This window comes from Ruegeria sp. BHSA162 (assembly GCF_059613385.1).
The window spans coordinates 1-15,426 of record NZ_JBXWSK010000029.1; the positions used below are offsets into that span (position 1 = coordinate 1).

The following is a 15,426-nucleotide window of genomic DNA, read 5'->3' on the forward strand; positions in this document are numbered from 1 at the left end:
CTCTGGGCATGCTCCGCCCGCGAACGCGCAAGCGGTCTTTCCCTTGATCGTGACGGTTTTTCCTCCCGCACTATTGCACTCTGCTGCCGTTGGGGCCGCACTTCCGGGAAGTGGCGATACCAACACCAAACACAGACCAACGAAAGGTAGTATTTCAAGAACACGCATTGCGTTCTCCTTGCTGCGCGACAGGCAAGTCCAAGCTTACGTGACCGACAGACAATCCCAAAGGGTCAATCCCGCGGTACCTTCGAGACGATGTATCGCGGGGATCATCTGGTCTTTGAAGCACCGCAGCATTGGCCCGCGGACAGTCAGTATTCCGCGTTTGACAGCTTGTTGAGGCAATCCCTGATCGGTGCGCCTTTGGGCAGGGCACAGTACCCGTCCGACCGCATGTCGGCCGACGGGGAAACACCTCCTCCGATCAAGATCACCAGGAACTCCTCAACCGGGGGCAACAGCGTATCGGCGTTCTCAATCGTCTCTTCGGTCGAGACTGTCCGGAATGCCTCAAACAGTGGAAGGGTGATTTCGCCTTCTACGCCGTCAGGATGTTCGTCCAGAAACTGGCGCGCGCCCCAGTCAGGGTCTGTGAAGAATCTGTGATAGTAGGTGCGGTCCAACCGATCTTTCTGGATTTCCAGACTTTCCGGGACAACGCCTCCGTTGCGGACGCCTTGATAGATTTCCATGATCTTGCCGTGGACCACGGGCCATGCGCTGGCTTCGACGGTCGCGCTCAGCGCGATCACGGCCTTGTTCTTGCCCACGACCACAAAGTCCGAACGTGGATCGTAGGATGCACGCATGGACTGGCGGATGACCCGAAACATCTCCGAGCCTTGATTGGCGCCGATATAGTCAACAAGAAGGTTCGAGCCAAGCTGGTCCCGTGCGTTCGAAAACGCCTTTGCATTGGCAAGCAGGATCAACATTTCGGATGCGTCGGGATCGGCGAGATGCACGATACCTTTGGGCAGGGCAAAGGGCGCCCCGTTCGCGCCGGTCCACCCTTCGGCCCATTTGCTCAGGGCGCGCCCCAGCCGGAACCGCGCCCCCGGCAGCGAATTGATCAATCGGACGGTGCGGCGCGTTACCTCTTCGTCCTCTGATCTGAGGATGACCTGATCTGGTCGTCCGAACTGAAAGTCGGTTTCAAGGGTTTCTTCGTCCGTGGCGGCAGGGTCGAATTCCAGATAATTGGTAACCTCGTTCAACACATCCGACGGCTGTCTGGTTCTGGTCGAGATAACTGGGCGAGACGTCTCAAGCTCTCGTGCGTACCAGTTTGGTGTGTATCGGGGTTCGAGCAATACGTTCTCGAGGTGCACCAGGACTTCCGGGAAGACTTCGCTTGGCGCCGAGACGGTGAGCGTCAGGTTCTTGCCGCTTCTGCCGATTTTCTGTTCGACACCTTTCAGCTTCAGGAACGAACTGACTTCGTAGGATGAGCGGGTCGAGGTCCCACCTGTCACCACGCTCGCAATGGCGGCGGACATGGCGGCAGTGCGGTCCAGCGTCGGGTGGTCAATCGTCCAAACCAGGGTCAGCGCGGACGTGCCGTTCTCAAGCGGAGAGAGCTCGACCAGTTTCGTTTCGCCTGCAGTCGCAATCAGTTCCGCCTGTGCCCGCTCACCCGGCAGCAAGGTAAGCGCCGCAAAGAGAGCTGCGAGAAGCCGGCCCTTGAAAACGCGCATGTCAGTCGGCTTTCTCTGCAAGAACGAAAGATGTCGCCGAGGGCTGCAAGATTTTTTCCGCAAAATCGATAACTTCCTGATCTGTGGTGTTGCTCAGCGTTTCGGCAAAGACCGACGGGCTGATGGGCGGGAATCCGTCGGCGGCGACGTTCTGCAGAAACCACAGAAAGGCCGAAGGACGGCGGGCCATGTTCTGGGACCAGACCACTTCCTTTTGACGGAGCTGATGAATTTCGTATTTGCTGATCGGCTCGTCCAGCAAGCCAGCCAAGGTTTCGGTCAGCAGATCCTTGGCTTCATCCACGCTGAAGCCGGGCATGAGTTGCAGGTCGATCACCAGTTCAACATCGGCATTCTTCGCAAAATACCAGTTGACGCCATGGTTGAGTATCCGCGTGTCCTTGTGGCGTAGAACCTTGGCGATCCGTTCGTTCAGGATCCCGCTTGCGATGAAGAACGCGCCTTGCATGTCGATGCTCGTGGAGCGGTCTTCGAATTCCACGAATTTTGCGAACAGCACGGTGTCGCGTTGCAACCGATCCGACTGCAGGCGCACGACGGACTGTTTCTCGGGATCCGGCTTTTGATCCAACCACGGTTTTTTCGGAGCGTCAGATGGTTCGGTATCGCCAAACACCCGCGCCACCAGTTCTTCGGCCCGGGCTGGTTCAATGTTTCCGGAGACAATCAACGTCACGTTGGACGGCACATAGTGTTCCTTGTGAAACTGATAGGCCTTCTCGAGGCTCAGCTTGGGCAGATCCTCGACGGTGTTGTCTGCCCGGCCGCGCAAGGTGCCGTAGAGGTTTTGAAGTGCCATTCGGCTGAGCCAGCGAAAAGGATATTGCCGTTCACGCAGCAAGGTTTCCCGCTGGACGATAGCGACTTCGCTCTCCGCAAATTGCCTGGATACGGATGGCGTGTCCAGAACGGCCCGGGAAAGCCGCAACAACATCTCCGCCTCGGATGGCAGCCCGGAATTCGTGTACACGGTCGCGACATTGTGCGTGGTGGCGTAGATGTCGCGTTCACGCGGTTTTCTGAGAATGGTGGCGTCGGCCGAGAACGCGGCGAGATGCTCGGTCAGATGGGCTGTGCCGGACGGGTCCGGGTCGTCATACGACCCCGAAAGAACAATCAACTGAACATCCACGCGGTCGAAGGTGTCCACTGGAACCACATATGCCGCGTGCAGCCCGCCCTTCTGGGCAAGCGGAATGATGCTCTGAGCCTGAGCGGATCCGGACAAAACCAAAAAGACGATCGACAAGAAAAATACGGCGGCGCGCATCAAAATCCTTTGAACTATTAGATTTTCGCAGAAACGCCGGTCAACCGACGCTCAACCAAAGGGGTAACGGTTGCGTCAATGCTTGCGGGGCGCGGAGTGTTTTTCAAGTCGTAATAGGCATCGCAAGTCGGGGTGTGCTTCTGGGGCTGCGGGCGGGGCTTGCTGGGGCGAACAACTGGATCACGTCAGACCAAGGTCTGTGGTGCGGTTTTCGATTGTGGGTCATAGTCGGGACCACAATGAGGACGAAAGTTGCTGAGCTGACGATTGGGAATTGGTCGTTGTCGCGAGTTTTTCTTGCGGCAAGCATCCTTGTGATGGGATCTGCAACCGCGATCGTCGGTGTGTGGGTTTCAAATCGAATCCAGAATGCGGTCGTGCAGAACTCGGCCAATTCGGCGGCGCTGTATATGGAAAGCATCGTCTCACCTCTCAGCCAGGAACTGGCGTTGGGTGACCGCCTGTCCGAGCAGGCGAGGCGGGCGCTGGACGAGATTTTCATGACCCAGCCGATGCGCGATCGTATCGTATCATACAAGTTCTGGAAGCAGGGTGGTGTGGTCGTACACGCCTCGGACACAAGCATCATCGGTAACCGTTTCGAGCCGACGGGTGACCTTCAGCGCGCCTGGATCGGCGAAATCTCGGGCTCGTTCGAGGAACTGGATCACGATGAAAGCGCTGCCGAAGCGGCCTTGGGGATACCGCTGCTCGAGGTCTACAGCCCCATTCGTGAACTGTGGTCCGGTGAAATCATTGCCGTGGCCGAGTTCTATGAAAGGGCCGATCAATTGGAGATGGATCTGGCAAAAGCCAGGCGCACAAGCTGGTTGGTGGTCGGTTCCGCCTTTCTGGCAAGCACGGTTGTCCTTTTTTGCATCGTTGCGATCGGGGACAACACCATCCGGCGGCAGGCGAGGCTATTGAAGAAACGGCTGGCGGAAAGCGAAAGGATGGCGGCGCAGAATGCGATGCTGCGGTCGCGGGTGGTCGAGGCCTCGGGGCGGTATGCCGCGCAGACGGACGGGTTTCTGAAGAAACTCGGCGCCGAACTTCATGACGGCCCGGCGCAGTACCTTTCACTTGCCGCCCTTCGGTTGGAGGCCGCGTTTTCGGACAAATCCCCAAAACCGAAGGAGGCCGAGGAAATCCAGCAGTCGCTGCAGAAGTCCTTGACCGAAATCCGCGCGCTGTCCCGGGGGCTGTCTGCGCCCGATATCGACAACCTGACCTTGATTGATGTCGTGAAAAGAGCGGTCGAGGACCACGCGGAGCACAGCCCGTTGCGGCCTGAAATCTCGTTTCATGGCAGTGACATGCCGAATTTGTCGGTGTCTGACAAACTGTGCGTTTTCCGCTTTCTTCAGGAAACACTCTCGAATACCGCGCGATATGCCCCGCAGTCCCGCTGCAGCGTCACCTGCCATGTTCGCGACGATTGCATTGTCATTCAGGTCAAGGACGATGGACCCGGCTTTGATCCTTTGGACGGTACCGTTCTGCGCGATGATGGCGGCCAGGGGCTGCTGGGGCTGCGCGATCGGGTCGAAAGCATCGGCGGCAGGTTTCAGGTCTCGTCCAGTCCCGGTCAGGGCACCACCGTCGAAATGACCCTGTTTCCCAACAAAACGAGCTCACCATGACCAAGACACTTGTCATAGCAGATGATCATCCGATTTTCCGGGATGGGCTGCGGCGGACCTTGGATGAGGCAGAAGGGTTCGAAGTTCTCGCGGCCGGATCCAGCGCCGACGAAGCGGTTGCGCTTGTCGCTCAGCACCAGCCCGACATCGCAATTCTCGATCTCTCGATGCCCGGCGGTGGGATCAACGCGACACGCCGGATCGCCGCAATGGAAAAACCGCCCTGCATCGCGATTCTGACGGTTTCGGAGAACAGCAGCGATGTTGCCGATGCACTAGAGGCCGGAGCGATTGGGTATATTGTCAAAGGCGTAACCGCGAGCGAACTGACCGCCTCCCTGCGCAGCATCGCCGCGGGGGAGGGGTTCGTTTCGCCGGGGCTGGCTTCGCGGGTACTGCTTCAGATCAACAACGACGCAAGCCCTGCGAACAGCAGCGATGTCCTGGATGATCTCACGCATCGCGAAGAGGAGATACTCAGGCGCGTGGCCAAGGGTTTGAGCAATCGCGAGATCGCCGTGGAACTGGATCTTCAGGAAAAGACCGTGAAACACTATATGACGGCGATCCTGTCCAAGCTGCACGCGCGGAACCGGGTCGAGGCCGCGCTTATCGCGCACGACGCGTGGGGCAAGAAAAACAAGCCCGCATAGCCTGTGAACGCCGAAACGGCCTCTCCGACCGAGAGACCGTCCGGGAAATTCGCGCTGTTCGTCAGTTCGCGACCGATTGCAGCCTCCGGATGTCTGCGGCCGTGGCTGTTCTTTCCACAACGGTCCGGTTGAAGGGGTCTTTCAGCTCGTAGCGCCCGAACTCGATCTCTTCTTTCCAGCCGTTGGCGTAGTTGACTTCGATGTTGTTGCCTTGACGTTCGATCTTTGTGGGGCGGCTTCCGGCCGTACCACCTTGCCCGGATGCGCTTACATTCTTGATCGAAATGCCGTTCGCCAGGGAACGAAGCCTTGAGATATCGGCACCTGTGGCTGGCCGTTCCTCAACGGTCCGATTCTGAGCATTCTTTCTCTCGTATCTGCCGTTTTCGATTTCTTCCTTTGTTCCGTCCGCATAGCGAACTTCGATCCCGTTCGCAGTTGTCTCGACCTTGGTTATGCCGGCCGACCCGGTCGGGGTGGTTCCGGATTGCGACGATCCCTTTTTGCTGCCGCTGCGACTTGATCGATCGTCGTCATCGTCGTCATCATCCCGATCATCATCGTCGTCGTCATCCTGATCGTCGTCATCATCGTCCCGATCGTCATCGTCATCATCGTCGTCCCGACCGCTGCCACTTTTGCCTTTGCCGCTTTTGGCAAACGCGTAAGCGGGCTCAAGCTGTAAGCCGCCCTCGGTGCTGAACTTGGGAGTGTAAGGCGCCGCCGAAATCAACGTCGCCAGTGCCACAGTGCTGAGAAGTTGTCCCAGTTTCCGGTTCGCAATCATTTCAGCCCCCTTTGCTGTTCGACAAATGTCTGGTTGTCGTAGGGAGGCTAAGCCGGGTTGGACCAGTTCACATCGGGCTTAGGTCTGACGAATTTCCAACCAAAGGTCCGAAAGGTGAAGCGAAAAGGCCCAAGGTGCCAAGATCACGCCGCCAGACGAATCGCCAAGGCTCGTAGGTTGCCGGGGGATGTGGGCGTCGGCTCAGTCTGTTGTGGCGTCGTTGGCCGGTACCGGAACAACCTTGAGATATGCGGCAATCGCCAACCGGTCCTCATCGGACAGACGGGAAGTGTTCTCGATGACCTCGGCCATCTCTCCGCCGGCGCTGTCATAGTCCGGAGTGAAACCGGACTTCAGATATTCGGCGATGTCGGCTTCGGACCAATCCAGGTGGTTGGTGGTCAGGCCGGGGATGCGCCCTTTTCCGCTGGGATTTGGCGCACCCGTCAGCCATTGATCCCGGCTCAAGCCGCCAAGGCCATCTCTGGGCGTGTGGCACTCGGCGCAATGGCCCAAGGCTTCGACCAGGTAGCGTCCGCGCTGCTGCTGCACATCAAGATTACCGTCCACCACCCACCCTGGTTCAAGGTAGAGAAGCTTCCAGCCGCCCAAGCTTCGCCGGATGTTGAAGGGGAAACCGACCTCGTGCGCTCTGCTTTCCTGCGAGGCGGCCGGCAGGGTGCCGAGGAATGCGCGCAGCGACACGACATCCTCCGGCGTCATGTTCGTATAGGTCGTGTAAGGGAAGGCCGGGTAATAGTGTTGCCCGTCCGGCCCGGTTCCGTAGATCAGGGCATCCGCCAGTTCCAGCGCCGACCATGACCCAATCCCGGCTTCTGGGTCGCTGGATATGTTCGGAGCTATGAACGTACCGAAATCTGTCTCGAACCGGCGTCCGCCCGCCAGCACCAGCTTTTCCTCACCCTCGGAGTTCGGCGCTGAATGGCACGAGGCGCATCCGGCCGCAAAGAACACGGTCTCGCCCCTGACAAGATCAGGGGCAATACCGTCCAACTCGGCCGGATCGACGTGTTGCGGTCGGGTCAGAACCAGACCGGTCAGCCCGGCCACGACCGCGGCAATCGACAGAAGCCGCCGCACCGTCAGGGCCTTGTCAGTTCTTTGGGGCTCTGTATGCCTTGTGACATGCCGAACAGGCTCCACCCAATGGTCCCATCGCTGCTTTCAGCGCTTCGACATCTTGCCCGGCGGCGGCCTGCATCGCAACCGCGGCTTCAGCCATTGCCTTGCCCTTGGCGCTGACATCCGGGAAGTTCTCCCAGATCGCCGGAAGCGCACGAGAAGATGGGTCGGAGACATTGTCGGACCCGGCTGGCCACATGGCCGACTGATCGATCTGCGTCACGGCAACCAGGTTGTTTGCCGCGCGCGTCGCGGCCTCGGCGTTGTATTCCACCTCGCCCTTGGCCATGCCGCCAAGCGTGCCCAGATTGAACGCATACAGCTGCATGACGGCCTTCCGCGCCTTGACGGCCGGGTTTTCGCTTTCCTGGGCTACGGCCGTGCCAATAACGGCCGCAGAAAACAAACTCGCCGCAAGGATTGAGAATTTCTTGATCATGGTATCTCTCCCACATGAATGTGCCGAATGGTAGCTTGATCGAAATTTCTTGTAATTGTTTATTTCTCTGCGTTTCTTGTTAACTTATGAACAATCAAAACTGGGATGACATCCGATACGCACTCGCCGTAAGCCGGCACGGCTCGTTGAATGCAGCGGCCACAGCGCTGGGCGTGACCCATGCAACGGTGCTGCGCAGGGTGGCCGCGTTTGAACGACGCCATGGGTGCGTGATCTTTCAAAAGAACCCGACGGGCTACAGCACGCTGCCCGAGGCCCGGGCCATTCTTTCTGCCATGGAAAATGTCGAGGATGCGGTGCTTTCGGTTGAACGGGCAATCGTGGGCGCGGACCGTTCGCCGACCGGGCGGGTGCGGATTGCCTCGACCGACAGCCTTTGCCAGCTTGTTTTGCCCGGGATACTGAACCGCATTTCTGCGCTTTATCCGGGTCTGGAGTTGAGTCTGCTGAGCGGGAACAATCACCATGACCTGTCGCGGCTGACCGCGGACATTGCGGTGCGTCCATCAATACGCCTGGGCGAAGACTTGGTGGGCGAGCGGGCTGGCGCGTTGGCCTTCGGGGTCTACGACGATGGGTCCGCCAACCGAAAATGGATGCGGTTGGACGGGGCGCTGAGCGGTTCGGTCCCGGCCAGATGGATGGCCGAACATGTGCGGGATGAAGACACGACCATCGGCGCGGACAGTTTCCTTGTGCTCCAGCAGATGGCTGCGACAGGTGTCGGCAAGGCATTTTTGCCGACGTTCATCGGTGATGCGGACCCGCGGTTGCGGCGGGCGCCGGACATCGATCCGAAAATCGAGGTTCCTCTGTGGGTTGCCACGCTTGAAGAGATTGCGCGCACACCGCGGTTTGCCGTCGTGCAGCGGGCCTTGGTGGAACACCTGCCCGAAGCACTGGGCCGGTAAGATCAAACCGAAACGGCCGCCCTGAGCTGCTGCTGACCAAGTTCGGATTTTGATCCTTTCAGGAATGGCGACCCGCGTTCCAGCACCAGAAAACTGTCGCCCAGAGAATACGCGAAATCAAAATACTGCTCGACCAGGACAATCGCCATCTCACCTTGATCGCGCAACAGGCGGATGACTTCGCCGATCTGCTTGATGATGTTGGGCTGGATGCCCTCGGTTGGTTCATCCAGCAAAAGCAGCCTGGGTTTCGTGATCAAGGCCCGCGCAATTGCGAGCTGCTGCTGCTGACCGCCTGACAGATCACCACCGCGCCGCGACAGGAACTCTTTGAGAATCGGGAACAGTTCGAAGATGTAATCAGGTATCCTGTGTTCGCTGCGGGGCAGGCAGGCAAAACCGGTTTCCAGGTTCTCGCGGACCGTCAGAAACGGAAAGATTTCTCGTCCTTGCGGAACATAAGCCACACCTTTTCGAGCCAGCTCATAGGATGTGGCCTTGCCGATCTGCTCGCCGCCAAGCCGGTATTCACCGCCGCTGCGGGGGTGCGTTCCGGAGATGGCTTTCAACAGGCTGGTCTTGCCGACGCCGTTGGTGCCCATCACGCAGGTGACCTGACCCTGACGTGCGGTGATGTCGATCCCGCTCAGGATCTGGCTGCCGCCGTAGTGCAGGGACAGGTCCGAGATTTCCAGAAGCTCAGCGGCCAAGATACACCTCAATCACTTTGTCATTATTGGTGACGTGGTCCAGCGACCCTTCGGCCAGAACTGACCCTTCGTGCAGCACCGTGACCTTGCAGTTCAGGCGGCGGACGAACTCCATGTCATGTTCAACCACCACCACGGCGCGGGTTTTGGCGGCCGCGACAAGAATGTCGGTCGTGTGCTCACGCTCGGCGGGGGTCATTCCGGCGGCCGGCTCATCAACCAGCAGCAACTGCGGATCCTGCGCCAGCAGCATGCCGATCTCAAGCCACTGCTTCTGCCCGTGGCTCAACTCACCCGCCTTGCGGTTCAAGGCATTCTGCAGTCCGATTTCCTCGGCCAGGTCAGCGACCTTCTGATGATCCGACTGTCCGGCCCGAAACCGCAGGACCGCCAGCGGGCCGCGTTTGTTCCTGAGGGCCAGCATCAGGTTCTCGCGAACGCTCTGGTCCTCGAAGACGGTGGGGCGCTGGAACTTTCGGCCGATGCCGGCCTGGGCAATCTGGCTTTCGCTCATCGACAGGAGCGACACGGATTTGTCGCCCCACAGAACATGGCCGTCATCCGGTTTGGTCTTGCCGGTAATGATGTCCATGAACGTCGTCTTGCCCGCCCCGTTCTGGCCGATGACCGCGCGCATTTCGGCTGGGCCAATCTGAAATGTCAGGTTGTTGATGGCTTTGAATCCGTCGAAGGTTACGGACACGCCGGAGACTTCAAGCAACGTACTCATTCGTCGGCCTCCTTTTCGCGCAACGACCCAAGATCCGGGCCCAGATCGGCGCCGTGGCGATCCGGGGCGCGCCGTTCGGCAAACCTGTCGATCAGACCGCCGATGCCCCGAGGCGCAAACAACGTGACCGCGACAAATGACAGCCCAAGCAGGATGGTCCACCAGTCGACCCATTGGATCGTGTAGAACCCCAGCGAGATGTCGGGGGCCTGACCACCCGTGAACCAGGTGGACAGCAGAGAAACGAATGCCGCGCCGATCACTGCTCCGTACAGACGGCCCCGTCCGCCGATCGCCACCCAGACAGCCAGGTAGATTGATGCAATGGGCGCGATCTCGGCTGGATTGATGATGCCGGCTTGGGGGTAATACAGGGCACCTGCGATGCCGCAGATCACGGCGGTGAAGGTGAAGATGAACAGCTTGTAGGCTTCGACCGAATACCCAAGGAACCGAACCCGGCTTTCGTCGTCCCGGATGGCGCGAATGACCGATCCGAACTTGCCGGACACCATCCAGGCGCAGACCAGATAGCCCAACCCCAGCGCCATGGCCGACGCCCAGAAGAACAGGATCGAAACCGTCGATTGCGGCACCGAATCCAGACCCGGCAGATTCTGCAGACCGGACAGGCCGTTGTTCCCGCGCAGTCCGCTGTCGTTCTGAAACAGGTACAGAGACAGCGCCAGCGTCATCGCCTGTGTCAGGATCGACAGGTAGACCCCGGTCACGCGGCTGCGGAAGGCCAGCCACCCGAACACAAGGGCCAGCAAGCCGGGCACCAGTACGACCGCAGCCAGTTGCAAGGGCAGCGAATGCGCAACAGCCCAGATCGGTGGAAACTCGGATGCGCCGACGACGCCGAAGATCTGGGTGGCGATACCGTCAGAGATTTCCTGGGCCGTTGGTGGCAAGGCCGAGGACGCGAGGCTTTCGATCACGATGATCTCGGTCCGCGCATACATCAGCCACATGCCGATGGCGTATCCGCCGATTCCGAAGAAGGCCATATGCCCCAGGGACAGGATGCCCGTGTAGCCCCACACCAGGTCCATCGCCAGGGCCGCAAGGCACAGGCAGAGGGTCTTGCCCAATGTCTTGACGAAGCTGGTGGATATCAGGCCGATCCCGAACCCTTCGCCCAGCACTGTTATGGTCGCCGTGAACAGCGCCAGGACGATCAGAAAGATCGCGACCGAGGGATAGCGCAGCACAAATGGCTTTCGCATCGGGCTGGCTGTGGATGTCATGTCAACCATATCACGCTTCCGCCGCCCGACCCTTGAGCGCGATGATGCCGCGCGGCCGGAATTGAATGAACAGGATGATGAACAGGATCATGTAGGTCTGCGCCGCCAGGGTATTGGACGGGTTGAACCATTCGATCCCCTTCTGCAGCGTGCCGACCATCGTGGCCCCCAGCAGCGTCCCCCAGATGTTGCCCACACCGCCCACGACCACTGTCATGAAGCTTTGCACGATATAGTCGGAACCCATCTCGGACGTGACCTTTGCGTAAAGCCCGATTGCCACGCCGGCAATGCCCGCGATGCCCGAGCCAAAGCCGAAGGTCAGCATGTTGATCCGGTCGGGATTGATACCCATCGAGGAAGCCATGCGCGGGTTCTGCGTCACGGCGCGCACCTCAAGCCCCAGCCGGGTCCGGTTCATGACGATGAGGAAAAGCGCGAGGAACAGCAGCGCCAGAACAAAGATCGCGATGCGGATGTAACTGATGGAGACGATATCGTTCAGCACCATCGAACCGTCCAGCCAGGCCGGGGCGGTCAGGGGACGCGCCTGGGTTCCAAAGATGTTCTTGGCCAGTTGCTGCAGCGCGATGGAAACCCCGAAGGTCGCAAGCAGCGTCTCCAGCGGACGGTGATACAGCCAGCGAATGACCAGACGTTCCAGCAGAACACCGGCGCCGAAGGTCACCAGGAATGCGCAGGGAATGGCGACAATGATCGACAGGGTCAGGTCCGGAATGAACAGTTGAACCACATATCCGGTATAGGCGCCCATCATGATGAACTCACCATGCGCCATGTTGATGACGCCCATGACGCCGAAAGTGATGGCAAGGCCGATGGCGGCAAGGAAATAGATCGAGGCGAGCGACAGCGCATCCAGAACCAGATCCGCCGTCTGGTTGAGAGCGACTTGCGTCTCGATATTGTCCAGCACGGCCTGCGCCGCCAGCGCCACCGGCAACGGCGCCGAGGTGTAGACTCGGTAGAACTTGTACTGTTGCACAGCCTCTGCGATGTCGTCCTGCGTCACTAGCGGAGCGGCGAGCCCCTGATCGGCCAGCAGCTGGTATGCCGCTTGTCGTGCCGCATCTTCGTCCAGACTTGCCACCTGTACGCCTGCGACCCTGTCACCGTCGATATTCGAAATCAGGGTCTCTTTGATGGTGCCGTCGTCCACCAGGGCCGGTGCCAACCCGTTCTCAACCAACAGGTCATAGGCCTGTTTCTGTGTCAGTTCGTCCGACCCGGCCTCGATGGTCACAGCGCCATCCGGAGCCGTGTCGGACACCTTGATTTCAGATGCAACAAGGGGATTGAGCGTTGCGCGCACGTCAACGCCCAGATCGCCGGCGAAGCTGTCGATTGCAGCCAGCCTTGCGACCGCGTCATCATCAAACCGGATCGTCAACAGACGCTCGAGCCGGTCCTTGCGGGCCCGCAGATCCGCGTCCTGCTCTCCGGCAATGGCGCCGCGCAGGGCGGATAGGTGCGAGCGTTCCGCGTCCCGCTCGATCGCCGTCAGCGCTGCGCTTCGGTTCAGCGGGTCGGGGTCGTTCAATTGAAACTGCACCAGCGCCGAAGCGATCAACCCGCGAATGCCCGAGTTCGGCTTGAGTTGTTTGTAGTTTTTCTTGTCGACGACACCGATCTCGGCCCCATCCGAGATGTCGAAAACCCGCAAACCGCCATCGGCTTTGGACGCAAAAACGAAAAGGCCCGTATCCCGGTTGAACCACATGTCCTTGGCCTGCCACCGCTCCAGAACGGTTTGTGCCTCGGGCAATCCACTCTGCGCCAGGGCGTCAATCGCAGGGCCGATCGTCTTGCGAGAGGATTTTTGAATGACCTCCGCATGGGCCTGCAAAAGCTTCTGGACCGGCGCGTCGGAGGATTGGGCTTGCAAAAGACCAGGGGCCACGAACAGCAGCAGGGCAAGCAAAGCCCGGCAAATCGAAAGCGTCATTTGGGGAGACCTCGGCATTGGGCCCCGGGGCACATGTGATGCGCCCCGAGGTATTCCGGTTCAGATCTTAGTAGTTCGATTTGATCTGTACGCAGCTTTTCGTTTCGGTGTTGTACATACCGCAACCCAGCTCTTTCCAATCCGAGATCAGAACCGCGGATTCGGGCAGGTAGTCCGTCCAGGCATCGCCCGGAACCTCTTCGGTCTGGCTGATGATGTCGAACTGACCGTCTTCCTGGATTTCGCCGATCAGAACCGGCTTGGCGAGGTGGTGGTTCGGCAGCATGACGGCCGTGCCGCCCGTCAGGTTCGGGAATTCCTGGCCGTACATGGCTGCGCGCACGGCATCGACATCCGTCGAGCCCGCCTCGGTCGCGGCGTTAACCCACATGTTGAAGCCGATGTAATGCGCTTCCATCGGATCGTTGGTCACCCGATCTTCGCCCATGCGGGCTTTCCAGGCGGCAACCCAGGCCTCGTTCGCTTCGCTCTCTGCCGACTGGAAGTAGTTCCACGCCGCCAGATGCCCGACAAGGTTGGTTGTGTCCAGACCGGCCAATTCTTCCTCGCCGACCGAGAAGGCAACTACTGGGATGTCATCCGCCGAGATACCTGCGGCGGCCAGTTCCTTGTAGAAGCCCACATTCGCGTCGCCGTTGATGGTCGAGATAACGCCGACTTTCTTGCCGTCCGCGCCCAGCGCAACGACATCCGCCACGATCTTGGACCAGTCGGAATGGCCAAAGGGGGTGTAGTTCACGAAGATGTCCTCTTCGGCGATGCCTTTCTGCTTCAGATAGCTTTCGAGGATGTTGTTCGTCGTGCGCGGATACACGTAGTCGGTGCCCAAAAGGGCGAATTTCTCGACCCCCAGTTCCTCAAGGAAGTAGTCCGTTGCGGGGATCGCCTGCTGGTTCGGTGCGGCACCGGTGTAGAAGACGTTCTTCGAGCTTTCTTCGCCTTCGTACTGAACCGGATAGAACAGCAAACCGTTGAGCTCTTCGATGACCGGCAACACGGATTTGCGGGAGACCGATGTCCAGTTGCCAAAGATCACGTCAACTTCATGGACGGTCAGCAGTTCGCGCGCTTTCTCGGCAAACAGCGGCCAGTCCGAGGCGGGGTCGACAACTACGGCTTCCAACTCGCAGCCCAGCAGGCCACCAGCTTCGTTCTGCTGTTCGACCAGCATCTCCATCGTGTCTTTCAGCGTGGTCTCGGAGATGGCCATCGTACCGGACAATGAGTGCAGAACGCCCACTTTGATCGGGCAATCGGCCAGTGCGGGCAGGGCGGTTGCGAACAATACAGCAGCAGTAGTGTTGAGTAGTTTGGAGTGCATCAGCGTTTCCTTTTGTGCGATGCGCAGCAGGCTTGTCCGGAACGCCGAAACATCCCATATACCCCCCACGCTTAATTGCGGTGTGCGAGGGCGTCATCAGGTTCCTAGGCCGGGCACCTTCGCACATTTTCCAAGCCGTCTTTCGGCGCACCACATTGCTAGGTCAGCTTTTGCCGAGGCTCAGAGTCCGGTGGTGCGAGTTTTTGGATTGATTCAGCGTGTTGCCCAAATTTGCGGCGGTGCCGCATGGTTCGCCCAAAAATGCGGCGCTGCAGCGAAGGGTGGTCTCAGACGCCGCCCAGTATCAGCAGGCTGCACTGATCCAGAAGGTCGCTGGCCGTCTGCCGCGCGGCGCTGGCCGCCGTGATGTCCGAGCCAAAGGTCGCCGTATGGAGCAAGCGCGCATGGGCGTGTTTTGAGTTCACCCGGTGGCTCAGGACCAGTTCGGCCTCCTCTGCAGTCACGGTCGCCTCAAGCAAGGACACGAAACCGCCGCGAAGCAACTCATAGTCCTGCGCCTTGGGGTCGTTCAGAAGCCAGGCATGCTCCATCTCGGCCGAAAAACGCCCGGCGCAGCCGGCAAACGATTTGACCATGTCGGTTTCAGCATGAAGCAATCCGATGGATGAGAAAGTGCATAGTGCTGAAACGAAAATAGTTTTCAAAGCGCCCATGTTTTGATCATTGCAACCGAAAAAGCGCCCGTCAAGGCAGCGCTTTGTGAACTGGCCTGCCCATTTCCCGACAGGCTTCGGTCGCAACGGGTCATGACGGAACCGGTTCCGCGCGCCATTTGCGTCCTGGTCCTACCGGGGCGTATTGAACCCGTTTGAGGGCTGG

Annotated in this window: 14 protein-coding genes; 3 read left to right on the plus strand and 11 right to left on the minus strand. The window is 59.4% G+C overall.

What is annotated here, in order from left to right:
• Positions 1-314: 314 nt before the first annotated feature.
• Together AC2FM5_RS10345 and AC2FM5_RS10350 are read right to left on the minus strand one after the other, a co-directional pair.
• Positions 315-1,700: a peptidase M16 family protein gene (locus AC2FM5_RS10345; protein WP_496735411.1), complete on the minus strand. Its 1,386-nt coding sequence runs from the start codon at positions 1,698-1,700 to the stop codon at positions 315-317.
• Position 1,701: 1 nt separating this feature from the next.
• On the minus strand, positions 1,702-2,970 hold the full coding sequence (locus AC2FM5_RS10350) for a M16 family metallopeptidase (protein WP_496735413.1): 1,269 nt from the start codon (positions 2,968-2,970) through the stop codon (positions 1,702-1,704).
• Positions 2,971-3,308: 338 nt separating this feature from the next.
• Between AC2FM5_RS10350 and AC2FM5_RS10355 the strand changes: the two genes are divergently transcribed.
• Complete coding sequence (locus tag AC2FM5_RS10355) at positions 3,309-4,634, plus strand: sensor histidine kinase (RefSeq protein ID WP_496735415.1); 1,326 nt, start codon at positions 3,309-3,311, stop codon at positions 4,632-4,634.
• On the plus strand, positions 4,631-5,287 hold the full coding sequence (locus AC2FM5_RS10360) for a response regulator (RefSeq protein ID WP_093963999.1): 657 nt from the start codon (positions 4,631-4,633) through the stop codon (positions 5,285-5,287). The genes AC2FM5_RS10355 and AC2FM5_RS10360 overlap by 4 nt, the downstream gene beginning before the upstream one ends.
• Before the next feature lie 61 nt (positions 5,288-5,348).
• Here the strand turns inward: AC2FM5_RS10360 and AC2FM5_RS10365 are convergent, their stop codons facing one another.
• The 3 genes from AC2FM5_RS10365 to AC2FM5_RS10375 all read right to left on the minus strand — a co-directional run bounded on the left by AC2FM5_RS10365 (position 5,349) and on the right by AC2FM5_RS10375 (position 7,656).
• A complete protein-coding gene (locus AC2FM5_RS10365; protein WP_496735417.1) occupies positions 5,349-6,074 on the minus strand; it encodes a hypothetical protein in 726 nt (241 codons plus the stop codon).
• A gap of 201 nt (positions 6,075-6,275) precedes the next feature.
• Complete coding sequence (locus AC2FM5_RS10370; RefSeq protein ID WP_496735420.1) at positions 6,276-7,175, minus strand: c-type cytochrome; 900 nt, start codon at positions 7,173-7,175, stop codon at positions 6,276-6,278.
• A 13-nt stretch (positions 7,176-7,188) separates the two neighbouring features.
• Positions 7,189-7,656: a c-type cytochrome gene (locus AC2FM5_RS10375; protein WP_170419832.1), complete on the minus strand. Its 468-nt coding sequence runs from the start codon at positions 7,654-7,656 to the stop codon at positions 7,189-7,191.
• An 86-nt stretch (positions 7,657-7,742) separates the two neighbouring features.
• On the opposite strand from AC2FM5_RS10375, the gene AC2FM5_RS10380 reads away from it, so the two are divergent.
• Positions 7,743-8,588, plus strand: coding sequence for a LysR family transcriptional regulator (locus AC2FM5_RS10380; protein WP_170361272.1), 846 nt, complete (start codon positions 7,743-7,745; stop codon positions 8,586-8,588).
• Positions 8,589-8,590: 2 nt separating this feature from the next.
• Here AC2FM5_RS10380 and urtE read toward each other — a convergent pair whose 3' ends face one another.
• From urtE to AC2FM5_RS10410, 6 genes are all read right to left on the minus strand, one after another.
• Complete coding sequence (gene urtE, locus AC2FM5_RS10385; RefSeq protein WP_170340825.1) at positions 8,591-9,298, minus strand: urea ABC transporter ATP-binding subunit UrtE; 708 nt, start codon at positions 9,296-9,298, stop codon at positions 8,591-8,593.
• Positions 9,288-10,028 carry an urea ABC transporter ATP-binding protein UrtD gene (gene urtD / locus AC2FM5_RS10390; RefSeq protein WP_496735424.1) on the minus strand — a complete coding sequence of 247 codons (741 nt, stop codon included), beginning with the start codon at positions 10,026-10,028 and terminating at the stop codon, positions 9,288-9,290. The genes urtE and urtD overlap by 11 nt, the downstream gene beginning before the upstream one ends.
• Positions 10,025-11,278: an urea ABC transporter permease subunit UrtC gene (gene urtC, locus AC2FM5_RS10395; RefSeq protein WP_496735453.1), complete on the minus strand. Its 1,254-nt coding sequence runs from the start codon at positions 11,276-11,278 to the stop codon at positions 10,025-10,027. Before urtC ends, urtD begins: the two co-directional genes overlap by 4 nt.
• A gap of 10 nt (positions 11,279-11,288) precedes the next feature.
• Entirely contained in the window at positions 11,289-13,244 is a 1,956-nt protein-coding gene (gene urtB / locus AC2FM5_RS10400; protein ID WP_170361281.1) for an urea ABC transporter permease subunit UrtB, read from the minus strand.
• A 67-nt stretch (positions 13,245-13,311) separates the two neighbouring features.
• Positions 13,312-14,586: an urea ABC transporter substrate-binding protein gene (gene urtA / locus AC2FM5_RS10405; RefSeq protein WP_170340831.1), complete on the minus strand. Its 1,275-nt coding sequence runs from the start codon at positions 14,584-14,586 to the stop codon at positions 13,312-13,314.
• 287 nt (positions 14,587-14,873) lie between these two features.
• Positions 14,874-15,182, minus strand: coding sequence for a hypothetical protein (locus AC2FM5_RS10410; protein WP_170340832.1), 309 nt, complete (start codon positions 15,180-15,182; stop codon positions 14,874-14,876).
• Between the last annotated feature and the right edge of the window lie 244 nt (positions 15,183-15,426).